This is a genomic window from Pseudohalocynthiibacter sp. F2068, from assembly GCF_023015645.1.
GTDB classification, from domain to species: domain Bacteria; phylum Pseudomonadota; class Alphaproteobacteria; order Rhodobacterales; family Rhodobacteraceae; genus Pseudohalocynthiibacter; species Pseudohalocynthiibacter aestuariivivens.
In genome coordinates this window covers 140477-166031 of the sequence record NZ_JALKAK010000009.1, presented here as the reverse complement: position 1 = coordinate 166031, position 25555 = coordinate 140477, and the positions used below count along the sequence as shown (strand labels likewise).

The 25555-nt window shown below is 53.8% G+C and carries 22 protein-coding genes and 1 tRNA gene; 15 read left to right on the top strand and 8 right to left on the bottom strand.

Annotated features, from left to right (window positions below; translation table 11 throughout):
- Positions 1–7 precede the first annotated feature (7 nt).
- Positions 8–1771, top strand: a complete 1764-nt coding sequence (locus MWU63_RS12255) for a hypothetical protein (protein ID WP_247078053.1) — start codon at positions 8–10, stop codon at positions 1769–1771.
- Between the two features lie 143 nt (positions 1772–1914).
- Positions 1915–2778, top strand: a complete 864-nt coding sequence (locus MWU63_RS12250) for an SUMF1/EgtB/PvdO family nonheme iron enzyme (RefSeq protein WP_213889871.1) — start codon at positions 1915–1917, stop codon at positions 2776–2778.
- A gap of 42 nt (positions 2779–2820) precedes the next feature.
- Here the strand turns inward: MWU63_RS12250 and MWU63_RS12245 are convergent, their stop codons facing one another.
- Complete coding sequence (locus tag MWU63_RS12245; protein ID WP_247078051.1) at positions 2821–3711, bottom strand: hypothetical protein; 891 nt, start codon at positions 3709–3711, stop codon at positions 2821–2823.
- 342 nt (positions 3712–4053) lie between these two features.
- Here MWU63_RS12245 and MWU63_RS12240 point away from each other — a divergent pair, with 342 nt between their 5' ends.
- Entirely contained in the window at positions 4054–4545 is a 492-nt protein-coding gene (locus tag MWU63_RS12240; protein ID WP_213889875.1) for a hypothetical protein, read from the top strand.
- Positions 4546–4690: 145 nt separating this feature from the next.
- Complete coding sequence (locus tag MWU63_RS12235; protein ID WP_246531737.1) at positions 4691–5011, top strand: metalloregulator ArsR/SmtB family transcription factor; 321 nt, start codon at positions 4691–4693, stop codon at positions 5009–5011.
- Positions 5012–5240: 229 nt separating this feature from the next.
- Here the strand turns inward: MWU63_RS12235 and MWU63_RS12230 are convergent, their stop codons facing one another.
- A complete protein-coding gene (locus MWU63_RS12230) occupies positions 5241–5477 on the bottom strand; it encodes a hypothetical protein (protein WP_213889882.1) in 237 nt (78 codons plus the stop codon).
- A gap of 24 nt (positions 5478–5501) precedes the next feature.
- On the opposite strand from MWU63_RS12230, the gene MWU63_RS12225 reads away from it, so the two are divergent.
- Complete coding sequence (locus MWU63_RS12225) at positions 5502–5870, top strand: helix-turn-helix transcriptional regulator (protein ID WP_213889886.1); 369 nt, start codon at positions 5502–5504, stop codon at positions 5868–5870.
- A 13-nt stretch (positions 5871–5883) separates the two neighbouring features.
- Here the strand turns inward: MWU63_RS12225 and MWU63_RS12220 are convergent, their stop codons facing one another.
- Entirely contained in the window at positions 5884–6249 is a 366-nt protein-coding gene (locus tag MWU63_RS12220; RefSeq protein ID WP_213889888.1) for a cupin, read from the bottom strand.
- 205 nt (positions 6250–6454) lie between these two features.
- Here MWU63_RS12220 and MWU63_RS12215 point away from each other — a divergent pair, with 205 nt between their 5' ends.
- The 3 genes from MWU63_RS12215 to MWU63_RS12205 are packed head-to-tail and all read left to right on the top strand — an operon-like array spanning position 6455 to position 11806.
- Positions 6455–7009: a hypothetical protein gene (locus MWU63_RS12215; protein WP_213889889.1), complete on the top strand. Its 555-nt coding sequence runs from the start codon at positions 6455–6457 to the stop codon at positions 7007–7009.
- Positions 6963–8429, top strand: a complete 1467-nt coding sequence (locus MWU63_RS12210) for a DNA polymerase Y family protein (RefSeq protein WP_213889890.1) — start codon at positions 6963–6965, stop codon at positions 8427–8429. Before MWU63_RS12215 ends, MWU63_RS12210 begins: the two co-directional genes overlap by 47 nt.
- The gene (locus MWU63_RS12205) at positions 8426–11806 is read left to right on the top strand and encodes an error-prone DNA polymerase (RefSeq protein ID WP_213889891.1); all 3381 of its coding nucleotides are present in this window, start codon (positions 8426–8428) and stop codon (positions 11804–11806) included. The genes MWU63_RS12210 and MWU63_RS12205 overlap by 4 nt, the downstream gene beginning before the upstream one ends.
- Positions 11807–11858: 52 nt before the next feature.
- Here MWU63_RS12205 and MWU63_RS12200 read toward each other — a convergent pair whose 3' ends face one another.
- Positions 11859–12134 (bottom strand): hypothetical protein, encoded by a 276-nt coding sequence (locus tag MWU63_RS12200; RefSeq protein WP_213889892.1) that lies wholly within the window; start codon positions 12132–12134, stop codon positions 11859–11861.
- 1 nt (position 12135) lies between these two features.
- Positions 12136–12660 (bottom strand): hypothetical protein, encoded by a 525-nt coding sequence (locus tag MWU63_RS12195; protein ID WP_213889893.1) that lies wholly within the window; start codon positions 12658–12660, stop codon positions 12136–12138.
- A 300-nt stretch (positions 12661–12960) separates the two neighbouring features.
- Here MWU63_RS12195 and MWU63_RS12190 point away from each other — a divergent pair, with 300 nt between their 5' ends.
- Positions 12961–13638 carry a putative 2OG-Fe(II) oxygenase gene (locus tag MWU63_RS12190; protein WP_213889894.1) on the top strand — a complete coding sequence of 226 codons (678 nt, stop codon included), beginning with the start codon at positions 12961–12963 and terminating at the stop codon, positions 13636–13638.
- Between the two features lie 53 nt (positions 13639–13691).
- On the opposite strand, the gene MWU63_RS12185 is transcribed toward MWU63_RS12190, so the two are convergent.
- Positions 13692–15017: an ATP-binding protein gene (locus MWU63_RS12185; protein WP_213889896.1), complete on the bottom strand. Its 1326-nt coding sequence runs from the start codon at positions 15015–15017 to the stop codon at positions 13692–13694.
- 43 nt (positions 15018–15060) lie between these two features.
- Here MWU63_RS12185 and MWU63_RS12180 point away from each other — a divergent pair, with 43 nt between their 5' ends.
- From MWU63_RS12180 to MWU63_RS12165, 4 genes are all read left to right on the top strand, one after another.
- The gene (locus tag MWU63_RS12180; protein ID WP_213889898.1) at positions 15061–15969 is read left to right on the top strand and encodes an MBL fold metallo-hydrolase; all 909 of its coding nucleotides are present in this window, start codon (positions 15061–15063) and stop codon (positions 15967–15969) included.
- 80 nt (positions 15970–16049) lie between these two features.
- A tRNA-Asn gene (locus MWU63_RS12175) sits at positions 16050–16124 on the top strand.
- Between the two features lie 291 nt (positions 16125–16415).
- Complete coding sequence (locus tag MWU63_RS12170) at positions 16416–17669, top strand: aminotransferase class V-fold PLP-dependent enzyme (protein ID WP_247078049.1); 1254 nt, start codon at positions 16416–16418, stop codon at positions 17667–17669.
- A 166-nt stretch (positions 17670–17835) separates the two neighbouring features.
- Complete coding sequence (locus MWU63_RS12165; protein ID WP_213889900.1) at positions 17836–20253, top strand: FAD-dependent oxidoreductase; 2418 nt, start codon at positions 17836–17838, stop codon at positions 20251–20253.
- 84 nt (positions 20254–20337) lie between these two features.
- On the opposite strand, the gene MWU63_RS12160 is transcribed toward MWU63_RS12165, so the two are convergent.
- Positions 20338–21225, bottom strand: coding sequence for a LysR family transcriptional regulator (locus MWU63_RS12160; protein WP_247078047.1), 888 nt, complete (start codon positions 21223–21225; stop codon positions 20338–20340).
- Between the two features lie 194 nt (positions 21226–21419).
- Here MWU63_RS12160 and MWU63_RS12155 point away from each other — a divergent pair, with 194 nt between their 5' ends.
- The gene (locus MWU63_RS12155; protein WP_213889902.1) at positions 21420–22385 is read left to right on the top strand and encodes a D-2-hydroxyacid dehydrogenase; all 966 of its coding nucleotides are present in this window, start codon (positions 21420–21422) and stop codon (positions 22383–22385) included.
- 110 nt (positions 22386–22495) lie between these two features.
- Here the strand turns inward: MWU63_RS12155 and MWU63_RS12150 are convergent, their stop codons facing one another.
- Positions 22496–23374 (bottom strand): LuxR C-terminal-related transcriptional regulator, encoded by an 879-nt coding sequence (locus MWU63_RS12150; RefSeq protein WP_247078045.1) that lies wholly within the window; start codon positions 23372–23374, stop codon positions 22496–22498.
- Between the two features lie 1081 nt (positions 23375–24455).
- On the opposite strand from MWU63_RS12150, the gene MWU63_RS12145 reads away from it, so the two are divergent.
- Positions 24456–25538, top strand: a complete 1083-nt coding sequence (locus MWU63_RS12145) for a pyridoxal-phosphate dependent enzyme (RefSeq protein WP_213889905.1) — start codon at positions 24456–24458, stop codon at positions 25536–25538.
- Positions 25539–25555 lie beyond the last annotated feature (17 nt).

The window sequence follows — 25555 nt, the reverse complement described above, 5'->3', positions numbered from 1 at the left end:
CACGCGAATGATGACGAACACTCTGCTGAAAAGGGTGTTTCAGACTGTTTCTTTAACCATTTTTCTGGGTCTGTTCTGCCATGCAGCATGGGCGCAGTCTGATGAGGTTCTGGAGCAGCAGCGCGTACAATATGACGAAGTTCGCGCTAAGACTATTCTTGAACTGCAGCCATTCAGGCATGAGACAGCGGTGGTTCTAACTGATGCGGATACTGAGTTGAGGTGGGTTTCAATGAATCCCGCAATCAACGGTTGGTTCTTATTGCAAATAGGTACATTTGACAGCAGAACCGCGCCGACAAGTTACCATATCGAGAATCCGAATCCGACCGGGCAAACCGTCAGGTTGGAAACCGGCCCCAACCCAACCCTAATCCTGAATGACGAGACAGGAACCGAATTCTGTGCGCCATGGGCGGACGGACAAAGCGCGTTAAACGAGGCGCGCGAAACCGGCCTGCCCTTCGCGCCCCTTTGCGGAGGTCGGCTTTATCTGCGCAATCAGGTATCCGGTTCCCGCACAAGTCTGGAGCGAACGGCAGAATTTTTACGGGACCATTTCTGGGGCGGAGAAACCATCGTTCGCTTTGTGCGCGACAGTTTCTTCAGGGATAGCCAGTTTGAAACAAGCGAAGAACTTGAGGCGACCGGGTTCGGGCGACTTGCCGTGGGGCCCGGAGCAGCAGCAATAGACGCGCCGCTTGAAGAACGACCCGTCATAGCAACGCAAACGGAGCTTGGACTTAGCGGAACCGATGGACATCGGATGACTTTGGGGCTTTGGTATCCCGTCATCGGCTTGCCCGGTGTCTTTGCAAGCGCGATGCAGCCAAAAGCCATCAGTGAAGCTGTAACGCAAGGCCCGGGTGTGACAAGCGCATTGGATTGGGTCGAAGCCCGCGCCATCACTTATCTGGTTGCTTTCGACCTGGGCCGTTTTGACCTTAACTTTGCTTTGGGCACGGATCATCCAGGGCTTGGATGGTCGCCCCGGCCACCGTCACGTATAAGGCCACGCGGAGTGCCGGGGCCTGATGGTATAAATTCGCCGCGACCGCTTGTGACCCTCGGAATGGTCAACCCAGCGCTAGCCGACCGAACAGTCGCTGTTTTCACTGGCGGGTTCAAGCGTGCGCATGGAGCCTTCAAATGGGGGGACTACATATCAATCAACTTTGGAACCCACTATGGGTTCATTGAAAACGGAACGATCCTGAGCAAACTACAACCTAGTCTTTCAACCCTTTACGTGCTTGCGGATGGCACGATCGGAATGAAAACGTGGACGGAAGACGACAATGTATTGCTGCCGCAGATCAGGTTCGCCCGCCAGAACGGCGTACCCCTTTTAGAAACCGATCCGGAAACCGGCCTTGGTGTCCCCGGGGCATTGGTGACGCGCTGGGGGCCGGGCAATTGGTCTGGGTCGGCTGACGCAAAACTTCGCACTCTGCGCGCAGGTGCGTGCCTTCGTGAATCTGAAGGGGAAAGATATTTGATCTACGGATATTTTTCCACGGCGACGCCCTCAGCCATGGCGCGAACCTTTCAGGCCTATGGATGCAAATATGCGATGTTGCTCGATATGAACGCGCTCGAACACACCTATCTTGCGCTCTATGTGCGCCATGAAGGAGACCTGCTCGTCGAACATCTGGTTCCGGGAATGCGTCTGATTGACAAAAAAGCGCGTGATGGCAGCCTGATTCCAAGATTCTTGGGGTTTGTTGACAATCGGGACCTGTTTTACCTGACACTTCGGGAGGAATAATCACAATGCGTGGCCTTGCGATAATATTAGTTTTTTTACTTGTCGGCCTCGACTCAACCGTCGACGCCCAAACAACCCTACAGCAGCGCAATGAGCTTTTATTTCAGCAAATCAACCAGGTACATCGCCTAAGTGATGTTGAAATGAGCCAACTAAGACGAATATTTCAACGTTCCGGGTTTATCGGTCAGGGCAACCCTGCGATCACGAACCATCCGCTTACACCTGAACAGTGCCGCGCACGTATACCGGATGGAACCAACGGTTATAACAATGCCAGAAACGAGAGGGTTTGTGGCGACCGTTACATGGCGCCGCTTTATGATCCGCGCACACAACAGCCAAGAGACGCGACGGCCTGCATTGACCAGTTTGAGTTCCCCAACATTCCTTGCACCTACCCTGTGGTCTGGACAAAAGCGGCTGAAGCCGCAGAGATTTGTGCTGCCGTGGGTAAACGCCTTTGCGATGCCCATGAATGGGAAGGTGCCTGTGCAGGTGCGCTGGAACCACCAGACTATCGGTTTGATCTGGCGGCAGGAGTTTCGGCAGGAACTGCCGTAAGGCGCATGCAGGCAGCGCATAACGCCAGATACGCGCCCAGCAAAAGCTGGAGCTATGGTCCCGAATATGAACGCGGAACATGTGCCGCCGCGAGTCAGAAAAGCGCGACATGCGGCGGCGGTGGATTTCGGAGCTGCGGGTCAAATACCTATCCAACCGGAAGTTTCCCGAATTGTCGCAGTGCGCTTGGTATTTATGATCTGAACGGAAACGCAGCCGAGCATATGAACCTGCCGCTCTCGCCCGGCCAGATGGCCAGCCGTGGCAGCACGACACTCGGCGTGACCGAGATGAAAGGCAGTTGGTTCATATTTGACAGATATCGCGCCCATCCGGATTGGTGCCGCTGGAGGGCCCCGTTCTGGCACGGCTCACGGGTAATGAGTTCTGGTAGTCACGCGAATTATCATCTGGGATTCAGGTGTTGTAAAACCATAGACTAACCAGCCCGTTCATTCATCACTTAACATTTAAAAATAATGATATCAGTTGCTTAGAGAGATCAATAGATCCTGCGCATTGGTAATTGGCCCTTCTTCGCTGACGATTTGCGCCAATTCCGGGTTCTGCATAATGCTTGTCAAAGATTGGGCATTGCCATTCACGAATGCGGTCTGGCTCACAAGTCTTACGCCGTGACTATAATCTGCATAACGCGCTCCGTGCACAGTGCTAAGCGGCTGAATCGGAATGCCATTGGTCCGGTGCCAGCCATAGATCGCAACCTTACCGGGTGCCGCACGCAGCCGCATCGAAAACACTAGGTCTTTCTTCTGGCCCGCTGTCAGCGCATCAAGAGACCTGCCTGAGCGCGCGCGCATCGTGTCGACAGTCGAATTGTGTTGCATCAGATAAGATGTCGACGTCATCTGATTGGTCGGGCTCATCGGACTAGGCTCCAAATGTACAGCGGCCTGTGAATAGATCGCGTCAACCATTTTCGTTGTCGGAAGGAAAAATCCAAACCGCACCGCAATTCTTGCGGCAGCTGGCAGCCCCATCGGGACACGCACAAAGTCACGATCATGACCGATTGCAAGATAATCCGGCGTAACGCAGATCGTTACTTGGGCGTTTTGTCCGTCCGACAACTCCCCCTCGAATATAACCGGTGTAAGTTTGCGCAAAAAAGCAGGAATGTTTCCATCTAAAACCTGCTCAGCGACAACCTGATCCCGCTCAGAACCGCTTAGGTGAAGCAATCGGTCCATAACGACACTCCCCACCAATGCACGCGCCGCACGCGCCGGAATTTGCTTTGTTAACTGGCTGTTACACTCGGCTGCTGATGCACTAAAGTTGATCATAGCTGGAAAAATTATAAAAGCGATAAAGACAAAAAAGTTGATCCGCCCAGTAATGGAAAGTCTTTTCATATGCTGTCCGTGTTCCAATTATTTTTTTTAGAGTGATACTCTTTGCCAAGAAAACTGGATTTCAGTCAAGTCGGGCCGATCAGGCGGGCGGAAATCCGCTAGTCACCGCTACAATTTAGCGATATGGAAATCAGCTTGGATACGACTATTCTTTTACATTTTCACCTCGATATCTCGACAATATCTGTCAGCGCATGCGTTCATGGTCCACATTCTTCCGGCAAGCTAAACATTGATTGGCCTTAAAGTATCTTTCTTTGGACAAAAAAATGACCCTAAGAAACGCGAGGCTTCAAACGATAAAACTGATGCAAAATCAGACAGGCGACGACAGAGGTTATTATGAATCTGGCTTCTCAATACGAACCAGGACATGCGGAGAATCGTTTTCCGCCGTCTGAAAGTAATTTGAAAAACGTTGGTCTGTTTGTCCTTCGCGACGAACACCGGATTGCGGAACCAGCCTTTCTTTTTTCGGCAAACGCACTGCGCATCACGTGCGGCGTCTGCAGTGGCGAAAAGATAGAGAGTGTCGAGGATTTTATCGCAGGTGACACGTTGAAATTGGCCAGCTCGGCAAATGCGAAACCCGCATTTCTTAGCGGTTCAGAAAATCAGATCGTGATTACGATGGCCAGACCTGTCGACGTGGGTGCAAACCAGTTTGTTGGCAACAACGTTCACCCGATCGCACTGATGTCTGAAAACGGCCGCGCATTGAGCGGCTCAATCGTTGCGGACACATCAACAACACAAGGCTCTGTTTTTCTTTTACTCTCTGAGGAGATGGAGCCGAACGTTGAATACACCATCCTTTGGTGTGGCCCAAACTAATGCCTCTTGGGTAAATGTTTACCCACCCCCTGCTAAGCATTTTTTTTGGCATGGTGTTTCTCAAAGAAATGTGACCCAGCGCGCTTGCGTAAAGGCATTTCATCGGTGATAAATCATATAGATTTTCACCAATATGAAAGACAGCATGTCACCTCTTATGGTTTTGAAAGCACTGGCAAACGACAAACGCCTGAAAATCATGGAATGGGTCCTCTCTCCGGAGGAGCATTTTCCACCGCAGCAAGATGGCGATCTTGTTGAAGACGGGGTTTGCGTCGGATTTATCACCGAAAAAATCGGTCTTTCGCAGCCAACTGTAACGTCACATATGAAACAGCTCGCCGATGCTGGACTGGTCACCTCTAAGCAAATTAAAAACTGGGTTTTTTATAAACCTGACAGGCCTGCCATTCGCCGTGCAATGTCTGAGATTGGCACGTTGCTGGATTTGGACAGGCAGTCGTAAAAAACGATGTCTCAAAAATCGAAAAGCCATGTGACTTTGACAATTGAGAGCTTCAAGACCTTTGGGAACTGCGTGGACGCCGTCGGGACTGAGGCCTTTCCCAAATTGCTAAGCCAGCTCTGCGCCGATCTCTGTTTGGCCGATGCGGTTTATCTTTGTGCCTTTTTTGACCATCAAAAGCCGGTTCCCCTTTACGCAAATCACGATGATGAAAAAAACTCGGACCGCCTTAAAGCTCTACAACGATGTTGCCTATGTTCTGAATCCCTTTTTCAAGTGATTTCAGGATAAGCTTGGCGACGAGGTTATTCGCCTCAGTGACTTTGCGTCTGATAATTTCAAGAAAAGCGAGTATTACCAGCTTTTCTACTAGGCGATGGGGTTGCGCGACGAATGCGGCCTGATGATCCATATCAGCGATACTGCCGCATTGTTTTTCTCGTTCGGGGTTCATCAAAAGGGGCATCGGACGCGCCCGGCGCAACTGCGCATGGCACTGCCCTTCGTCGTGTCACTTGCCAAAAGATACTGGACGGTTCTGACACCGGAACGCACGGACGGCACCGGGCGGCTGGCGGCCCATCTTGACGCCGCATTTAATGCGTTTGGTTCAACAATACTCAGCCCCCGCGAAGGAGAGATTGTACACATGATCCTGCGGGGGCATTCAAGCAAAGCCATTGCCAGGGCCTTTGATAACAGCCCCGAGACCATCAAGGTGCACCGTCGGCGTGTTTACACAAAACTGCAGATTGCCTCGCAAGGAGAGCTACTTTCGCTCTTTTTGTCAGCCCTTTCCGCCGCACCGCCTTCAAGCACGAAAGACCCGCTGGTACACTTCAACATTGCACAGGAGTAACACTGCACTGCGTCTATTCAAGCTGGACAATGGAAAGCTGCACATCCTCGTCACCAAGCACGGTCGTGGTATGGCCTGATCCCGAAACATCTTCCATCCGCCATATCGCACCGGCACCAAACTCGCGAACCTCACCACTACCTGCTTCCACTCTTAACCTGCCCGACAGGCAGAACCCGACCTGCCTGCGCGGCGAAGGATGCTTTGCACCACCCCATCCCGCGGGAAGAACAAGATATAACAGATGCTTGCAGTCTTCTTTTTGCGAGATCGGCATTGTCGGTGCGGGTGGTGCAAAATCACCTGATGACAGTGGAATTTCTACATCCGCGAAGTACGAAACACCGTTTTCGTCCTCAGTCATGTGCAAATATTGCATGATGCTGATCTCTTTCTTCCAAAATGTTTCTGGCAAGATATCTGAAAAGCGCTTCTTATTGTAATGGCTGGTTTCAATATCTTGGTAGGGTTGGCCTTTGTCACTGAAGTCCGTCCCTCTGTTGATACAAACGAAAACACTTGATCAAACCCGTCTGCGTGGCCATGCTATCTGACTGTAAGCAAAACACACCAGCCGACGGGCCATGAACAACAGTTTCAAAGACCATTTCCCGCTGCGAAAATCCCGCGCCCATGAGGTGACGGGCCCCACTGCCCTGAGTTTTGCCGCAATCGCCTGTGGGCATGGGGGAAAAGGCGCGATGTGGATCGTGGAAAGCTGGCAGCAGGAAACGCTCAACCCTGTTGGCCTCGCCCCTTTCTGTGATCCTGCAAAGGTGGTTCTGGTGCGTGCGGATAGCCCCATCGATGTGCTGGCCGCCTCTGAAGAAGCCTTACGCTCGGGTGCGGTCAGCACTGTTGTTGCGGAACTGACCAAACCCTTAGGCCTGACGGCCGGGCGGCGCCTGCAATTGGCCGCAGAGGCGGGAAAGACGACGGGTGTCTTCATTATTTCTGACGGGATGGGCAGCAACGCAACAGAAACCCGCTGGCGGTGTTCGCCAGAATTTGACGCGCAGGACTCGACTCTTCAGCGGTGGGAACTTATTAAGAACAAATCGGGAACATTAAAAGTTTGGAGAGTCCGCTGGGATGCAGAAGCGCGTCGTGTCATTGTGGTTTCCGAGGCTGGCGAGTGACCGCTTTTTGCGCGCACGCACCATGGACGCGCCCTTTGCCCTGACGCTTCGCGAAAACAACACCGAGCGGCTTTATTGTCTGAACATGAAAGCCGAAGAGCTGGGTCTTAGACGCGGCATGGGGTTTTCCGATGCGCGTGCGCTTTTTCCCGACTTGCAGACCTGCCCTGCCGATCCGCGTGCTGACAGCCAGTTTCTACGGGCTCTTGCCCGTTGGGCCGCGCGCTATTGCCCCTGGGTCGGGCAGGAAGGCACGGACGGTCTGGTTCTGAACATCACCGGCTCGGCCCATCTGTTTGGGGGCGAGGCTGCACTGCTTGCAGATATGCGCGCACGGCTGTCGCGGGCGGGGCTGACGGCACGGCTCGGGCTGGCCGATACCCGTGGTGGCGCATGGGCCCTGGCACGGTTTGGTGAAGGGGTCGCCCTGCCCGACAAAACGCTGGAAAAGATCGCCCCCCTGCCGGTTGCTGGTTTGCGATTGTCCGGGTCGGTCTGCGACACGCTGCAGCGTCTGGGCATCAACAGCATTGCCGATCTGCACGCCCTGCCCCGTGCCACGCTGACCCGGCGCTTTGGCCGCGAACCGCTGCTGCGGCTTGATCAGGCCCTTGGCGACCAGCCAGAGGATGTCTCGCCCCTACCTGATCCGCCGCGCTACAGCGCGCGCCTGAGCCTGCCAGACCCAATCGGCCTTGCCAGCGATGTCATGGCAGGGCTTGAACGGTTGCTGGGGCAACTCTGCGCGCGATTGACCGACAGGGAACAGGGTGCGCGCACCCTGCAACTCACATTGCGGCGCGTTGATCAGGCCAGCCAGCAGGTAGAACTGCGCCTCGCCCGGCCCCTGCGTGATCCGGCCCGCATCCTGCCCTTGTTTCAGAAAGGCGTCGAAACCGTTGATGCCGGCTTTGGTATTGATCAACTGCGTCTTGAGGCCACCTTGGTCGAAGACCAGCCCTTGCGCCAGATCAGCCACGCCAGCAGCGGACCAGACGACAAACTGGATGACCTGATCACGCGCCTTGGCAGCCGGATCGGGCTGGACAATATCATCCGGTTCCTGCCCGCCGACAGCCATATCCCGGAACGCAGCTATATTACCGCATCGGCTGCCTATAGCGCGCCCGGCGGCGCATGGCCTGTACTACATCACCGCCCGTTGCGCCTGTTTCCGCCAGAACAGATCGCCGCATCCGGGCGCACCCCGCCGCGCGGGTTTCGCTGGCGGCGCATGGCGCTGTCCACGGCGCGCGCCACGGGGCCGGAACGCATTGCGCCCGAATGGTGGCTAGAGGATGAAGCATGGCGCACCGGCCTGCGTGATTACTGGATGGTGGAAACCCGTCAGGGGCGGCGGCTGTGGCTTTTCCATACCCCGCAAAACCCCGGCTGGTATGTGCAGGGGGAATTTGCATGACTGCACCACAAGCCCCACGTTCACACGACAATGGGTACAATCGCGGCTATGCCGAACTTTGCGTGACCTCGAATTTTACCTTTCTGACCGGGGCATCGCACCCCGAAGAGCTTGTGACACGTGCTGCGGAACTCGGCCTTGCAGCCATTGCCATCACCGACCGCAATTCGCTGGCGGGTGTCGTGCGGGCCTGGGCGGCCCTCAAGGAACTGAAACGTGAATCGACAGAGGATATCCATATCCGTTCAAGTCAGCGCATTGACCCAAGCAGTCGGCAGGATATTGGCAATCACGTCATGCTTGCCCGCCCAGCGCAACGGCCCTTACCGCGCCTGATTGTCGGGTGTCGTCTGGTGTTGCGCGCCAGCCCGGTTGACTGGCTGGCCCTGCCTAAAAACCGCGCGGCCTATGCGCGGCTTTCCCGATTGCTGACCCTTGGAAAACGCAGAGCCGAAAAAGGGGAATGCCACCTGACCCTGAGCGATTTTCTGGAAGGTGCCAAGGGGATGATCCTGATTGCCCTGCCCCCGAAAAAAGCAAAACAAACAGGTCCAGAGCAGCACGATGTCATGATCCATATCCGCCGCACGGCCACCCATTTCCCCGGTCATGTTTTTCTGGGGGCTGCCCCCCGGTATGACGGCCGCGATCAGGCTTATTTTGACCATTGCGCGCGCCTTGCCCATCGCTGCGCGGCCCCGATGGTTGCGGTTGGCGATGTCATCATGCATCACGGCAAACGCCGCCAATTGGCCGATGTGCTGACCTGCATGCGGGAACATATAATGATCGAGGATATCGGCACGCGCGCGCTCCCCAATGCGGAACGCCGGCTGAAAGGACCAGACGACATGGCTCGGCTGTTCCGCCACCACCCCGCCGCGATCAGCCGCAGTCTTGAAATTGCAGCCCGCTGCACCTTTGATCTGGGGGAGCTGTCTTATGAATACCCCGATGAAATAAGCAATGGCGAAGCCCCGCAGGACCGGCTTGCGCGCCTGACGCACGAGGGGCTCGCGCGCCGCTACCCTGACGGGGTGACAGACCATGTGCGCGCGCTTGTTGCAAAGGAACTGAGGCTGGTCGAAAAGCTTGGGTTTGCCGCCTATTTCCTGACGGTGCATGACATTGTCGAACACGCGCGCAGTCTGAACATCCTTTGTCAGGGGCGCGGATCTGCTGCAAACTCCATCCTCTGCTATGCGCTTGGTATCACCGACGTCGGACCCGAGGTCATCACCATGGTGTTTGAACGCTTCATGTCCGAACACCGGGGCGAGCCACCTGATATCGACGTCGACTTTGAACATGAGCGCCGCGAAGAGGTCATCCAACATATCTACGAGCGCTATGGCCGCCACCGCGCCGGGCTTTGCGCCACAGTGATCCATTTTCGCACCCGTGCCGCGATACGCGAGGTGGGTAAAGTGATGGGGCTAAGCCAGGATGTGACCGCCAGCCTGTCAGGGCAGATCTGGGGCATGTCGGGCGGCGGTGTTGATGAAAACCGGGTGCGCGAGCTTGGCCTTGACCCCGCAGACCGGCGGCTGGCCCAGACCCTGCGCCTGATCGGAGAGTTGATCGGCTTTCCCCGGCACCTGTCGCAGCACGTGGGCGGCTTTGTCATTACCAAGGGCCGGCTGGACGAACTCTGCCCGATTGAGAATGCCGCGATGGAAGACCGCACCGTTATTGAGTGGGACAAGAATGACATCGACGCCCTTGGCATTCTGAAGGTCGATGTGCTGAGCCTCGGGATGTTGACTTGCATCCGGAAGTGTTTTGATCTGATTGCCGGTCACGGGGGCGAACAGCTTTCTATCGCCACGGTGCCGCAGGACGACACCCCAACCTATGAAATGCTGTGCAAGGCTGATGCTGTTGGGGTCTTTCAGGTCGAAAGCCGGGCGCAGATGAATTTCCTACCCCGGATGAAACCGCGTAAGTTTTATGACCTTGTGATCGAAGTTGCGATCGTGCGGCCCGGCCCCATTCAGGGCGGCATGGTGCATCCCTATATCAACCGCCGCCAAGGGCGCGAGAAACCGGAAATCCCGTCAGAAGCGTTGCGCGGTGTGCTGGGCAAAACGCTTGGTGTGCCCCTGTTTCAGGAACAGGCGATGCAAATCGCCGTTGTCGCGGCTGGATTTACCGCAGAAGAGGCGGATCGCCTGCGCCGTTCGCTTGCCACCTTTCGGCGGATGGGCACCATCGGCACCTTTCGTGACCGGTTTATCAATGGCATGCTCGAGCGTAATTACACCCCCGATTTTGCAGAGCGTTGTTTCAGCCAGATCGAAGGCTTTGGTGAATACGGCTTTCCCGAAAGCCATGCAGCCGCCTTTGCAATGCTGGCCTATGTCTCAGCCTGGCTGAAATGCCACCATCCTGCGGCCTTTGCCTGTGCCTTGCTGAACGCGCAACCCATGGGGTTTTATGCCCCGGCCCAGATCGTGCGCGATGCGCGTGAACATCAGATCGAGGTGCGCCCGATCTGTGTGAACAACAGCCTGTGGGACAACACGCTGGAACGCCGCCCGGACGGCGCACTTGCCCTCAGGCTGGGATTTCGCCAGATCAAGGGGCTGCGAGAGGATGACGCGAGTTGGATCGTGGCGGCACGCGGCAATGGTTATCCGGACCCAGAGGCGCTTTGGCTGCGGGCCGGCATTACACCTGCTGCGCTGGAACGGCTGGCCGAGGCGGATGCGTTTTCCGACATGGGGCTTGGGCGGCGCAACGCACTTTGGCGGATCAAGGCCATTCGCAGTCAACAGCCCCTACCCCTGTTCAATGACCCGATTGAAGGCGAAGGCATTGACGAGCCCGCCGTCACCCTGCCCGCCATGCATCTGGGGCAAGAGGTTGTGGAAGACTACGTCGCCATGCGCCTTAGCTTGCGCGCCCATCCGATGGAACTTCTGCGCCCCTCGATGCCCGGCCTTATCCCGCACGGCGAGTTGGCTACGGCCTCTCTGGGGCGCGCTGTCGTCTGCGGCCTTGTGATTACCCGTCAGCGCCCCGGCACAGCCTCGGGTGTCGTATTTCTGACGCTGGAAGATGAAACAGGTGTCAGCAACGTGATTGTCTGGCCAAAGGTCTGCGCGCATTATCGCCGTGCGGTAATGGGCGGGCGGCTGCTGCGGGTCACCGGCTATCTGCAACGCGAAGGTATTGTTGTGCACCTGATCGCGCAGCGTATTGAGGATATGTCTCACAGCCTTGCGCTGCTTGGCCACCCAAATGCAGACAGCATTGGCCAGACCCAACCGCAGGCAGACGATGCCCCGCGCAGAACCGCGAAAAAGCCCGCCGCCCGCGCATACCACCCAAGGGATCAGGCGAAGAAATTATTCCCAAGCCGGGATTTCCATTAGAAATGCCAAGCGGCCAAGGCGAATGAACGGGGATGCCCTATTCGCATCAAACCTATGTTGGTCTGCGAAAAATTGTCAGAATTTCATCGCGACAAATACTGGCACGGAATTTTCCGTGTACGCCTGTTACCCCGAATTTGTTAATAAAATGGGTATATTCCAGCCCCAGATTATACTTGTTTTCCGCACCGCCAAAAGCATGGCCAATATCCCAGCGCAGTTGCGGGGAAAACACGATTTGACCGTCCACACCTGCCCCCTGATCACCGATGAAATCGACAAACCCTTGAGCGCTGAACTTCTGGCTTCCAACCTCAAAACGGCGCATTCTACACGAAAGTCGCCTGATAGGTCGTGTCCAGATTGCGATCGAAAGGATCGGTAACATTGTCGTAAGCGTAGACCCCGAAAGTGAACACGTTGAAACCGGGCACATTAAAGCTTGCACGCAGCCCGTAGAGCCCCACAAGAAAATCATCGCCCTGGTTAATGCCAAAATCCGGACCAATATCACTGATGAAACCGGACTCCCCGAAACTCAACCCCAACGCGCTGCCGTTCAGGTGCCCGTAGATTTCGCCATAACGACTGCTCTGGGTATTTGTTGAGGGTCCGTCGTGATCGCTGAACAAATCAACAAAGAAAAAGACATCACCATGTTCAAATGCTGTGAAGTGTTCCAGCGTAATCGGTGTGCGCGCTGTTTCATCTAACCCGTTGCGCCCAAGACGGTAGCCATCACCAAAGTGAAGCTGTGCTTCGGTGGTAGAAAAGGCTTGCACGCCACTGCCGGCCAGCGTGCTGGCAACGACCACTGCGGTAGCCGCGATATTTTTGTGTAATAATTTTTCCATGCGTAGTGCCTTTCTGCTTTTCCATTTGATCGTCGTGATGATTGTCTCTTTTCGTTCGTTAGCTTTTTTGAGTTTACGGCCATCCAGCTTTCACGGGCTGTTATTTCTCTGTGAAACGGCTTCAAAAATTCTTGTATTTTTTGTGTTCACCCGCGCCGGTGGAAATCGACTTCTTTGCTAAAGGATGGCTACTTTGGCGGCGGCACGTCACAGCCAAGGCATCTTTCACTTTGCAAGCCTGCCAATTGTCGGTCAAACAGAGTATTCAGGGAAAAAACCGCAAAAACAGGAAACCATCGCATGCAGCAAAATTCGATTTCCATCACTCCGGCGTGGCCCAGCATGCTGTTCCTGTGTGAATGGGCAGAGCACGCAACTCATGCTCCAAACATTGTCTCGCATATTAATGAACTTGCATCTGGTTACAACGAGCCAATCGCAAGCGGTGTCGCCAAATCCGCGAAACCGGCGAAGGGCCTTATAGAAAGCCCGCTGAACCTGTTCACAACCACAAAGAACGAAAGCCTTCTAAAACTGGTCAACTGGATATCGAACAGCGTTAAGGTTGCAGTCAGCAAAGTGAACGGCGATCAGGTTCCTCCAGAGCGTTTGCAACTTGAGTTCTCGCAGAGCTGGTTTCACATAACGAATGATGGCGGCTTCCATGACGCGCATACACATGGTGCATGTTCCTGGTGCGGCATCTATTATCTTGTCGCCGGTGAAGCGGGCGAAGTCAGTGCAGACGGCAATGCTGTGGCTGCAAATGGCATTAACCGGTTTTACAGCCCTCTCAGCAGCGGCGGGTTGGTCCGTGACTACGGAAACGCCTATCTCGGACGCGGCTTTCTGGACGTCCAGCCACATGACGGGCGGCTGGTGATTTTTCCGTCATATCTGTTACACAGCGCCCTTCCCTACACTGGCGAAACAGACCGGATCGTGATGGCATTCAACACCCGCACTCGGGCCATGTAGGGTTAAAAAAAACAGCCGGGATCGCGGTACAGCGAAGGGATCAGAGCCGGTCGTCACCGTGCCAGAACCAAATCAACCTTTAGACCTCCAAGCCGGTCGCTTTCGCTCAGACGCAGGGTGCCACCATGCCCCCGCGCAATATCAATTGCGATTGACAGTCCAAGACCAACACCGCTGCCTTTGTTTTGGTTGCGGCCAGGTTCTAGACGCGAAAACGGCTTTAACGCTTCTTCTCGGTCTTCAGGCGCAATACCCGGGCCATCATCCTCCACAGAGATGCGCACCGCTTTTTCGGTAATAGCAACGCTGACTTCGGCGCGCGTCCCGTAGCGCACGGCATTGCCAATAAGATTATCAAGCGCACGGCCAATCGCCGTAGGCCGCACCAAGACCTCCCCAGCCCCCTCTTCGGAAACGAGTTGCACATCTTTGCCCGCTCGCTCCGCGTTTTCAACGGCCGTGCGAGCGATCACCATTGGATCTGAGAGCACCAGTTCATCCCCAGCGGCACCCCGGGCAAAGTTCAGGAACCCGTCCAGAAGCCGCTCCATTTCTGCGACGTCCTGCAACATGGCATCAACATCTTCATTTTCGTCCACCATAGACAAACCAAGTTTGAGGCGCGTCAACGGGGTGCGCAAATCGTGGCTGACACCAGATAGCATAAGGGTACGCTGTTCGATCTGCCTTTCGATACGCGACCGCATATCGAGAAACGAGCTTCCGGCTGCCCGCACTTCAAGCGCACCAGACGGGTTATAGGGAACTGACCTGCCCTTCCCAAAGGCTTCCGAAGCAACGGCAAGCCGTTTGATGGGGCGCAGCTGGTTGCGCAAAAACAAATAAGCAATCACGGTCATCAACAAGCTCACAGCGATCATCAGAACTAACAATTGGTGCGGATTGGTTGCGGACACACGGGACCGCGAGAATTCTACCGCCATGTTACCGTGGCGCGTTTCAACCTGTAAATGCACGATATCGCTGTCACCTTGCAGATCTATGACCGATATCGGCAAGCCACCGCTGCGTAGCGTTTCAATGACTGTGATGCCTGTAAGATCGGCGAAGTCACGTTTGTCCGCAGTCGCACTGGTACCGGCTCCCGGCAATGTGATCGTCATTTCCAGTGGATCAGCCAGAGCCTTTGAACCTTCCTGCGCCTCTTCAAGCCTTTCCTCAGCCTCGATCTCATCGAGAAGATACGCGAGTTCCAGCTCAACGTTTTGCGTCATCTGCTGTGTCACACGGTCAAAATGGCGCTGGATAAAGACGATGGACACAACCAATTGAATTGTGACAATCGGCACAATCAGAATAAGTGCGGCACGCCCATACAGGCTGCGTGGCATGAAACGTTTGAGCCAACCGAAAAACATGACAAAAGACTAGCGATACCATCGACAAACGGAAAGCAGGATTATGAGCGCAAAAGAGAATGTTCCACCGCCGACCGGCGTCGCAGAAATGCTGGAGCCTGGATTGCGTCGTATTCTTGCGCCAAACCCATCGCCAATGACGTATCACGGCACGAATACCTATCTGGTGGGCGAAAGCCATGTTGCGGTAATTGACCCTGGGCCAGACAGCCCTGCACATCTCTCAGCCATCCTGAACGCGGTGAATGGCCAAAAGGTAGAGGCGATATTGGTCACTCATAGCCATCTGGATCATTCTCCCCTGTCGCGGGCTTTGTCGGAAAGAACCGCAGCTCCCGTCATGGCCTATGGCGACAGTCGCTCTGGGCGGTCGCAACTGATGGAAAAACTGGCCGCATCAGGCCTTGTCAAAGGCGGAGAAGGCGTTGACCCGGCGTTTGCGCCTGACGTGACGCTCGCAGACAATCAAGAAATCAAATCCGCCGAATGGAGTCTGCGAGCGCTCTGGACACCCGGGCATTTTGGAAATCATCTTAGCTTTGTCTGGGGGAATGCGGTTTTTACAGGAGATCACGTCATGGGATGGGCCAGTTCGCTGGTGTCTCCGCCAGATGGTGACCTGACCGCGTTTATGGCATCTTGCGCGCGTCTGGCAGCAAGAAATGACAGAATATATTACCCGGGCCACGGTACCCCGGTTACAGAGCCAAAGGCGCGTATCGACTGGCTGATCAGCCACCGCCACAGCCGGGAAGCGGAAATACTGCGCGCCCTGTCCAAAGGCCCGCAAAGTGTAAAAGCTCTGACCGCAGACATGTACACAGATGTTCCCGCTGCCCTTTTGGGTGCTGCAGCACGGAACGTGTTTGCGCACCTGATTGATTTGTCTCAAAGATCACTTGTGAAGACTAAAGGTGAACTTGCGATTGACGCAGTTTATTCGCTCATTTGACAATTGTAGCAGATTCCGGTGCTTTTGTGATAAAACCCTCTGGACGCCGCAAAAACCTATCGCTATATCGTGCGTCGTGTTCCGGCGTAGCTCAGCGGTAGAGCAGTTGACTGTTAATCAATTGGTCGTAGGTTCGATCCCTACCGCCGGAGCCAAATAATCATACATTATCAATTACTTATTGATTAGTTGAGTTTGGCAAAGTTCATATGAATGTTTCACGAAAGAGTGAGGCAAACGTTTAAGTGTGAATTTTTCGCTGCTACTCTGGCCAGCAAATTCAGTTTTTTACTATTAGTAACAAACACCATATGTTGCTTGGCGCTCTTCACCACCTCGTCAGTCCGGCTTTCGTTACCCCTTGGCACCAGAAATTTCGCGTGCCATTTTTGGTGATGCGCCCTACCGTCCGCATTGCGGCCCTTTCCAGCACCGATGGAGTAATAATGAAATCGATCGACCAGACCCTGCTGGTGAACATCAGAAAAAAGTTCGCGCAGGTCGACCATTGTCCGCAACAAGGCCCACGCGTCTTTTTCGAAAATGCTGGTGGCGCCTTGACGCTGAATTCTGTGGTTGAGTGCTCAGCTCTATATGCCTCGATCCCCGACAACCAGGGGCGTGACAATCCGGCCAGCCACGAACTTGTGCGGGTCATCAACAAGGCAAAGGACGACATGCGCGTCTTTATGAATGCGCCGGGCGGGCAGTTCTTTGTTGGCGAAAGTGGCTCTGAACTGCTGTTTCGCCTGATCTCGAACGCCTGTCTTGGCACACCCGAGGGCGGAGTTGTTCTTGGCTCGACATTGGAACACCCCGCAACGCGAAGCGCCTGTGACCGCTGGGCAAAGATTGCACGCCAAAGTCATGTTTTAGTTCAGCATGATGGCGCAACAGGCACGCTGGAGCCTGCCGCCTATGCCGCCAAAGTTACAAAAGACACGCAGGTTGCCACGATCGTGCACACTTCTCCTGTCACCGGTATGAGCGTCGATGTGGCCGCCGTCGCCGCCGAGATACGCAAGGTTGCACCGGATTGTTTCATCATCGTTGACGGCATTCAGCACGCTGCTCATGGCCGGATCGACATCGCTAGCTATGACATCGATGGCTACGTGATTTCACCTTACAAAGTGTTTTCGCGTCACGGGTACGGGTTCGCCTGGATATCTGATCGGATGGGCGCCCTGCCCCATGACTGCCTGATTGATGGACCGGCTGACAATTGGGAAATGGGCACGCGCGATACCGGCGCCTATGCCACCCTGTCCGAAGTCGCCGCCTATTTTGAATGGCTGGGGGAACAGGTCAGCGACACGACTGATCGCCGTGAAAAATTTGTTGCGGCGGGTGAAGCGATTCATGCGCAGGAAAAAGCGCTGACCGACGCAATGATCCACGGCACCGGAAACCTGGAGGGGCTGGCAGAAATGGAAAAGGTGCATCTGATTGGCGGCGTTGACAACCCGGCGCGCGAAGGCCTTGTTTCGCTTTATGTTGATGGCGTGCCCTCGGTCGATGTGGTTGCCAGGCTGAACGCGCAGGGCATCCGCACGCATCTGCGCAAAGACGACCATTATTCAGGCAATATCCTGAAACCTTTGGGGCTTGCGAGCTGCGTTCGCGTATCGATGTGCCACTACAACAGCGCGCATGAAGTTGCCCAGTTTCTTGCAGCACTGAAAACCATTGCTGAGTGAAGCGATCAAAGGTTTACTATGCACAACGAAACCAGGGCCTGAGAGCCCGATTTATTTGTGGGTACATCGCGCATTCTCGGGCTAGCTTCGCGTCGAATCTCTGCAAAATGCGGACCCTGCCTGTGGGCCGTGTTTCTGGGTTAAATGCAGGCAAGGGAACGTATAGATGAAGACACATGCACAGGTCGTTGTTATCGGAGGCGGGCTTGTTGGCTGCTCGATCCTCTATCACCTGGCGAAACTTGGCTGGACAAACGTTGTTCTGTTGGAACGGGACGAACTGACAAGTGGTTCAACCTGGCATGCGGCGGCCAATATTCATGGTCTTCACGACAACAACAATATCACGCGAATCCAGCATTATACGATGAACCTCTACAAAGAGCTGGAAAAGGAAACCGGACAGGGCTGCGGTGTGTTTCAGCCCGGCTCGCTATACCTTGCCCAGACAGAAGAGCGAGAGCATCAGCTTCGCCTGCAAGAAGCCAAAGCAAAATTCTACGGCCTCAATTTTTATGAGATCGACAGGGAAAAAGCGCTGGAATTGCACCCGCTGGCGCAGTTTGACGATATTCGCTGCATCATGTTTGAACCAGAGGGCGGCAATGTTGACCCTTCGGGCGTCACGATGGCCTACGCTGCGGGTGCGCGCCAGATGGGGGCAACGGTTGAACGGTTTTGCCCGGTCATCGGAACAGAACAACAACCGGATGGCAGTTGGATCGTCCGCACCAAGAAGGGCGACATTCATGCACAATGGGTCGTGAACGCCGGCGGTCTTTGGGGCCGCGAGGTTGCTGCGATGGCGGGGATAGAACTGCCGCTACTGCCGACTGAACACCAGTATTTTGTAACCGAAGCCATTAGCGAAGTTGCGGATCTCGGGCGGCGCCTGCCCTCTATAGCGGACCGCGATGGCGAATATTATTTCCGTCAGGAAGGCAACGGATTGCTGATCGGTGCCTACGAAAAAGACATGAAGTTCTGGGCCGAAGACGGCACGCCCCAAGGTTTTGGACACGAACTTTTTGCCGATGACCTTGACCGTATCATGGAAAACGTGATGCGCGCGATGGACCGGGTGCCGGCAGCGGCAACAGCCGGCGTGAAACGTGTGATCAATGGCCCGATGATCTGGAGTCCGGATTCAAACGCATTGTTCGGAACGGTGCCCGAGCTTCAAAACTATTTCTGCTGTACCGGCATCATCCCGGGCTTCAGCCAGTCGGGTGGTCTCGGCCTTTTGGCCGCCCAATGGATTATCGAAGGCGAGCCCGAATATGACATGTTCGCCTGGGATCTGGCACGGTTTGGCGACTGGGCCGACAAGAAATTCACCAAGGCACGGGTGCGTGACCAGTACCAGCACCGTTTCAAAATTCATTTCCCGAACGAAGAACGCTCAGCGGGCCGCCCTGCCCGTGTGCGCCCGGCTTATGAAATGCAAAAAGGAATGGGCGCTGTCTTTGGTCTGAACTGCGGCTGGGAGCATCCATTGTGGTTTGCTGATGCGCCGGGAGCAGAGGAAACCATCGGTTTCACGCGACAAAACTGGTTTGAGCCTGTCGGGCGTGAAGTAAAAATGTTGCGGGACAATGTTGGCGTGATCGACATTTCGAACTTCGCAAATTACGTGATCAAAGGCACGGGCGCACAAGACTGGCTGGACGCCTTGGTCGCCAACCGTGTCCCGTCCGAGGTTGGCCGTTCCTGCCTGACCCCGCTGATCGGGGTGCGCGGCGGTGTCGCCGGGGATTTCACCATCACGAAAGTCGCGGATGACAAATACATGATGGTCGGCTCTGGCATGGCAGAACGTTATCACCAGCGATTCTTCAATATGATTGAATTGCCGGAAGGCACTACCTTTAAGGTCGAAACAAACAATATTGCGGGCTTTAACGTGGCTGGGCCAAAGTCGCGCAGCATGTTGCAACGGCTTACCAATGCTGATCTTTCAAATTTTGCGTTCCGCTTTATGCGTTCAAAAACCATCGAGGTCGCCGGTATCGAATGTTTGGCGATCCGTGTCAGCTTTACCGGTGATTTGGGTTGGGAGCTGCATTGCGACGAAAAAGATCAAGTGCAGCTTTACACCGCTTTGCTGGATGCCGCGCGTGAATTTGATGGCGGTCCGGTTGGCGGCCGTGCGCTTGGCAGTCTTCGGATTGAAAAAGGCTACGGTTCGTGGGGGCGTGAGTATTCTCCGGAATACTGGCCGCAAGAGGTTTCGCTTGAACGCCTTATCAAGCTCGACAAAGATTTCTTGAATAAAGAGGCATATTTGTCAGTCAAAGATAATGTAGCTCGTGAGCGGCTTTCAATCTTTGAGGTTGAAATAACAGACGATGCCGACGCCTCGGGTGGTGAGCCCATTTTCCTACCAGATGGCACGCCAGTAGGCCGTGTAACATCCGGCGCTTTCGGCTATTCGGTCGGCAAGTCCCTTGCGCTTGGATACGCAAAGGAAGGTGTCGCAAAACCCGGGGACACTGTTCACATTTTCATTCTAGGCAAACCACATAAGGCCACACTTCTTGCGAAACCTCCCTTTGATCCTGATGGTGACAAACTGCGGGCGTGATATGAAACAGGGCCGCCCCCCTTGGGACGGCCCATTAAATCCACAAAAACCTGCTCTCCTGTCAAAATTATTCCGTCCGCATTCTCAAACGTCCATCTCTGCGGCAGCCTTTAACAACCAGTTCTTGAACAGTTTCACTGACGGAGTCGCCGATTTATCTTTGAAGTCTGCGAAATATGTCCAGGGGCTTGAAATATCGAACGCGAATGGCTCGTACAGCAGCCCGCGTTCCAGATAGGGTTTCACCAGCGATTTTGGCATCACCGCACAACCAATGTTCTTGACCGCCATTTCCAGCGCGAGATTTGAAATGTTTGTCTGGAACCCTGCTTTCAACCCAAGTTCCCCCAAACCAAAATGTTTCGCTATCAGTTCCCAATAAACGGGCCGTCCGAGAATATGGATCAGATTGGCGTCATCTAGTTGCACGGGATCACTCAAAGCTACACCGCTGACCTGATAGGATGGCGCGCAAACGAGTGAGAGCTTTTCATTCCAGAGCTTTACCGCGTCTCCATTTACGTCATCCAGATGATTGATAGTAATGCTTATGTCCGAAATCTTTGGTTCCACATCCGTCCAGACAGTTCCATGAACGGTAAGGATGATATCAGGATGCAGAATGTTGAAATCCTGCATGACCTGCGGCAACCAGCTTTCTGCCAAACTGATTGGGCAGGAAACCACCACCTCTCGCTTGTGGCTGATCGAGATCAGAGAATCCGTTGCAACATCAATCTCTTGCAGGGCGTGACGGATCGAGGGCAAATAGGCCTCTCCGACTTCGGTCAACGTTAATGACCGCGGATGGCGCACGAACAACGGGCGTCCGATAAATTCTTCCAACGAACGTATGTGATTACTGACCGCTGATTGGGTGCAATTCAGCTCTTCCGCAGCACTGGTGAAACTCAGATGGCGCGCTGCGGCCTCAAATGATCGCAAAAAGGTAAGATGAGGTACATTTTTCATAGGGCTTTAGTATACCAAACTCAAAATCGGTTCTATTGCCTATGTTCCCTTGCCGGACAAAGACTGTCTTTGCATAAAAGTGGCAGATTAGGTTCGCAGATCATGCGAAAATGAAGCTATGATTGAGCAACACGCTAACACGTCATGTGCATTAAATTTAAGATGTCGGATAGATTGAAACCAAGGACCAGTAAATGATTAACCCCACCGTTATCATTCACACAGAAAACGCCGAAGCCGCGCGTGACCTGGTTGCAAAACAGCACCCGGATCTACCAATTTTTGCCTGTGATACCTACGAAGATCTGCCTGCGCTGATTGAAGAAACACAAGCCGAAGTGGTCTATGCAATGCGCTTCCTGGATACGCCTGACTACCCCCGAGAAACGCTGGTTGAAAGCGCTTCGGTCAAATGGGTATCGGTCGGCGGTTCGGGTATAAATCACATAACCCCTTGGGATACTAAACGGTTAATCGTGACAAATTCAGCGGGTGTCGCAGCGGACATGATGGCGCAGTATGCGCTTGGGGCAATGTTGCATTTTTCGCTTGGATTTCCTGCTTTTCGTGCCGCCCAAAACCGCCATGAATGGATATCGGCAGAGGTTGAACCGATCGACGGTAAAACTGTTTTGATCATTGGCCTTGGCAACACCGGCGAGGCTGTGGGGGCGCGTTGCAAACCCATGGGACAGAAAACCATCGGTGTGCGGGCGCAACCAAAGCCGACCGACAATGTAGACGAGGTGTACGGCATTGATGCATTGCCAGACCTGTGGCACCACGCTGACTTTATAGTCGTTTGTGTGCCTTTGCTGGACAGCACAAAGGGGCTTGTCAGTTCCGATGCCTTCGCGCGAATGAAACCGGATGCCGTCATCATAGATGTGTCGCGAGGTGGCGTTATTGACGAAGGTTCGTTGATCCGCGCGCTTGATGAAAACAGTATTCGCGGTGCAGCCCTTGATGTCTTCATGACCGAACCTTTGCCAGCCGATCATAAGCTTTGGGCATATGACAACGTGATCATCACCCCACATTGCTCTTCCGTTTATGCGGGATGGGACCTGAAATCTGTCGAAATGTTTTCGGAGAACCTCGGGCGGTACCGAAGGGGCGAAACTCTAACAAGAATTGTCGATCCAAAGCGTGGCTACTGACGGGACGTAAAAGCGAATAGAAAAGTTAAAGCTCATTCTTCAGTTTGCTTTACCTCGCTGAGGGCGTGTAAGGCGGATGACAAATCAGAGTCAAAAACCTTTTGCGCTGTTCAGCTGATTTTGCGGTTTGGCTGTCCAATTATTTCCGGCGGAACGCTCGCTGTACCAATGGTCAAGCGATGCAACAGCTCTATTTGCCCAGAGGTATCAGTCTTGGCGTAGATTGAGCAAAGATGGGACCTGACCGTGACTTCACGAATGGAAAGACCGGATGCAATGTCTTTTACAAGCATGCCCTCTTTAACCATCGTGCAAATTCTGTATTCGCACCGACTAAGCTCATACGGGTTGTTGATGTCCAGTATCAGTTTTGAGGGCAGCCCTGGTTGATCAAGCGTCTTTTGAACGCGCGATTGTGCCAGCAACTTTTGTACAGTACCCGGCAAACGCTGCTCCCATGTTTTTGACAAGGTCGCCGCAAGCAGAGAAAGGTGGTTTTTATCGTCTTTGCCAAGATTCGATTTTTTGCCAAGATTCGATTTAAAGTGGAGTTCCAGATAATCATAGTGCCCGGCTGAATTTTCCAGGCCGATTAGTCCAACATCGCTCAGACCGCTACTTAGAAATCGCTGTTGAATGTGCAAACTCTCCACGGCATCAAAATCCTCAATCAAATCGGACCACAACCACAAGGTGCCGGTTTTTGAAACGCCAAGGTTCTCGCCAAGCATTATTTCCGCGAATGAAGAATGCCCGCGCGCAATACATTTATCTGACTTCTGATCAACTACAGCGACTTTCCTCGGCTGCCAGTTGCCCTCAACAAAGCGGACAATCAGCGCGGCATCGGACTTGTAAAGTGACAAAAGACTGAAAAGAGCGTTTGTGATTTTGCCCTGACCGTGCAGTGCCTGAACCCATGTTGCCAACACATCAAAACTGTTTGGATTAATCGGTCGTCCTGCGCGATTTTGAAATAACTGACCCACAACACACCTCAAACATAAAAACTCGTACCAAAAGATTTCTACAACCACTGCCCTCCAGCCAGAGGGGCATTCAGATTTTCCTATCTGACACTTATCTAACGCAAGGTTTTCGAGGCAATTTGCTTACTTGACCTTCACAAGGAAAGCGCGGCAAGGCACAATCCTTTGTTATTAAAGTATTTTTTCGGCTTATTTGGTCGAGGAGCTGAAAGTGGGATCAAACATCTTTGTGTCAGCTATTCAAAACAATAGCCAATTTTATGCCTCATTATCGCCTTAAACTTGGCAGCGAAGCGTACTGAGCATGATTCGAAACAGGTAAGCAAACTAAACACCAAAAAAGCGTCCCTGAGGCGACCGCCTTCTGTGATTGAACATCCCAAGGTTGCTTTATTCATTGTGTTGATGGATGTGTGCTGCACCCTCACCCGCGTATTTTAGAAGGTGAATGGCGGGAGGTTTTCACATTGGAGTCGCCACGCACAGTATTGACTTGGTAAAAATACATTTATGGCGGGGTCGCACGATGAAGGTTTGCAATTTTGAATTGGTCAGGGATTTTTTTAGAGGACATTCGCGATGAACCTGCCAGTTAAGCAGAAGTCGAGTGACCGCTTCGGGTATAGGGCAACCCGGCAATACAGCAGCCTAGCGAGAAGCCGACGCAAAAAAGCGCTGCAATCCATTACTGGCTACAGTGTCGTTACGACGTTAGATGGTGTGAACAAGCTGGAATACACGTTCGATCAGCCCCCGACAGCCGCACAAATTGTCGCTCAGTTTGGACCCAAAGCCTTTGTTATCAGCGCCAATCCCTGCCAACGCTCGCCAAGAAGCAGGGCCAACGTTCGGCTGATCACGAAACAGTAGTTTTCTGCAGAGGTGTTTTTTACGAAAGCGACTCACTGTTGTGCCGCGTTTCGCATTCCGGAAAACAAAACTGCTTCGCACCCGCCTTTGGACGACGTGCACTCCACTTCAGATACAAAATTGAAACAAAAACAAATCTATCTGAAACACGTTTTCCGTCATCGGTACCCAAAATTTGCGCTATAAAGGCGTATTGAAGAGGGGACCAACAATGTCTAAGAACACAAAGATCAGAAAGACGAACGGGCGTGGACGCCTGTTTGACAGCATTTTGGATACGGTCGGCGACACGCCCTGCGTGAGGGTTAACAACCTCGCGCCTGAAGGCGTTACCATTTATGTGAAGGCTGAATTTTTCAATCCGGCTGCGTCAGTTAAAGACCGTCTTGCGCTTAACATTATTGAAGAAGGCGAACGGAACGGAACGCTAAAACCGGGCCAGACCGTTGTCGAAGCGACCAGCGGGAACACCGGTATCGGACTTGCGATGGTCTGTGCGCAAAAAGGATATCCGCTCGTTGTAACAATGGCTGATAGTTTTTCGATTGAACGGCGCAAGCTTATGCGAATGCTGGGCGCAAAGGTCGTACTGACACCCAGAGCCGAAAAAGGCTTAGGGATGTACAAAAAGGCGGTTGAACTGGCTGAAGCAAATGGTTGGTTTTTGGCCCGCCAATTTGAAACAACTGCAAATGCCGATATCCACGAGTCGACCACTGGGCGCGAAATTATTGCTGATTTCAAAGGTGAGCGTCTGGATTATTTTGTGACCGGCTACGGAACTGGCGGCACCGTGACAGGGGTTTCGCGCGTTCTGCGCAAGGAACGTCCTGAAACGAAGATCATCCTGACAGAGCCTGCAAACGCCCAGCTGGTTGGAAGCAACGAGCCCCAGAAACGCGGCGATGGCGGCTCACCCGCAGCCAGCCACAGCGCGTTCGAGCCGCATCCGATTCAAGGGTGGACACCTGACTTTATACCTTTGGTTCTACAGGAAAATATCGATTCAAAGGGCTATGACGAGCTTATCCCAATCGCCGGTCCTGTCGGAATAAGCTGGGCTCAGAAACTTGCCAAGCACGAAGGAATTTTAACGGGGATCTCAGGCGGATCTACCTTTGGAATCGCGATGGAAGTCGCGGCCAAAGCAGCACCTGGATCTGTCATTCTATGTATGCTGCCTGACACAGGTGAACGTTACATGACCACACCTTTGTTCGAGACAATTCCTGAAGACATGGATGAAGAGGAAACCGCGCTTTCTCTCTCAACACCCGGCTTTCATATGAGCTAATCCACACCTGAGCGGCG

Bases quoted from the DNA above. Each gene is read 5' to 3' on its own strand.
- MWU63_RS12255 (WP_247078053.1), top strand. From the start codon at position 8: ATGATGACGAACACTCTGCTGAAAAGGGTGTTTCAGACTGTTTCTTTA.
- MWU63_RS12250 (WP_213889871.1), top strand. From the start codon at position 1,915: ATGAGCCAACTAAGACGAATATTTCAACGTTCCGGGTTTATCGGTCAG.
- MWU63_RS12245 (WP_247078051.1), bottom strand. From the start codon at position 3,711: ATGAAAAGACTTTCCATTACTGGGCGGATCAACTTTTTTGTCTTTATC.
- MWU63_RS12240 (WP_213889875.1), top strand. From the start codon at position 4,054: ATGAATCTGGCTTCTCAATACGAACCAGGACATGCGGAGAATCGTTTT.
- MWU63_RS12235 (WP_246531737.1), top strand. From the start codon at position 4,691: ATGTCACCTCTTATGGTTTTGAAAGCACTGGCAAACGACAAACGCCTG.
- MWU63_RS12230 (WP_213889882.1), bottom strand. From the start codon at position 5,477: ATGCCCCTTTTGATGAACCCCGAACGAGAAAAACAATGCGGCAGTATC.
- MWU63_RS12225 (WP_213889886.1), top strand. From the start codon at position 5,502: ATGGCACTGCCCTTCGTCGTGTCACTTGCCAAAAGATACTGGACGGTT.
- MWU63_RS12220 (WP_213889888.1), bottom strand. From the start codon at position 6,249: ATGCAATATTTGCACATGACTGAGGACGAAAACGGTGTTTCGTACTTC.
- MWU63_RS12215 (WP_213889889.1), top strand. From the start codon at position 6,455: ATGAACAACAGTTTCAAAGACCATTTCCCGCTGCGAAAATCCCGCGCC.
- MWU63_RS12210 (WP_213889890.1), top strand. From the start codon at position 6,963: ATGCAGAAGCGCGTCGTGTCATTGTGGTTTCCGAGGCTGGCGAGTGAC.
- MWU63_RS12205 (WP_213889891.1), top strand. From the start codon at position 8,426: ATGACTGCACCACAAGCCCCACGTTCACACGACAATGGGTACAATCGC.
- MWU63_RS12200 (WP_213889892.1), bottom strand. From the start codon at position 12,134: ATGCGCCGTTTTGAGGTTGGAAGCCAGAAGTTCAGCGCTCAAGGGTTT.
- MWU63_RS12195 (WP_213889893.1), bottom strand. From the start codon at position 12,660: ATGGAAAAATTATTACACAAAAATATCGCGGCTACCGCAGTGGTCGTT.
- MWU63_RS12190 (WP_213889894.1), top strand. From the start codon at position 12,961: ATGCAGCAAAATTCGATTTCCATCACTCCGGCGTGGCCCAGCATGCTG.
- MWU63_RS12185 (WP_213889896.1), bottom strand. From the start codon at position 15,017: ATGTTTTTCGGTTGGCTCAAACGTTTCATGCCACGCAGCCTGTATGGG.
- MWU63_RS12180 (WP_213889898.1), top strand. From the start codon at position 15,061: ATGAGCGCAAAAGAGAATGTTCCACCGCCGACCGGCGTCGCAGAAATG.
- MWU63_RS12170 (WP_247078049.1), top strand. From the start codon at position 16,416: ATGAAATCGATCGACCAGACCCTGCTGGTGAACATCAGAAAAAAGTTC.
- MWU63_RS12165 (WP_213889900.1), top strand. From the start codon at position 17,836: ATGAAGACACATGCACAGGTCGTTGTTATCGGAGGCGGGCTTGTTGGC.
- MWU63_RS12160 (WP_247078047.1), bottom strand. From the start codon at position 21,225: ATGAAAAATGTACCTCATCTTACCTTTTTGCGATCATTTGAGGCCGCA.
- MWU63_RS12155 (WP_213889902.1), top strand. From the start codon at position 21,420: ATGATTAACCCCACCGTTATCATTCACACAGAAAACGCCGAAGCCGCG.
- MWU63_RS12145 (WP_213889905.1), top strand. From the start codon at position 24,456: ATGTCTAAGAACACAAAGATCAGAAAGACGAACGGGCGTGGACGCCTG.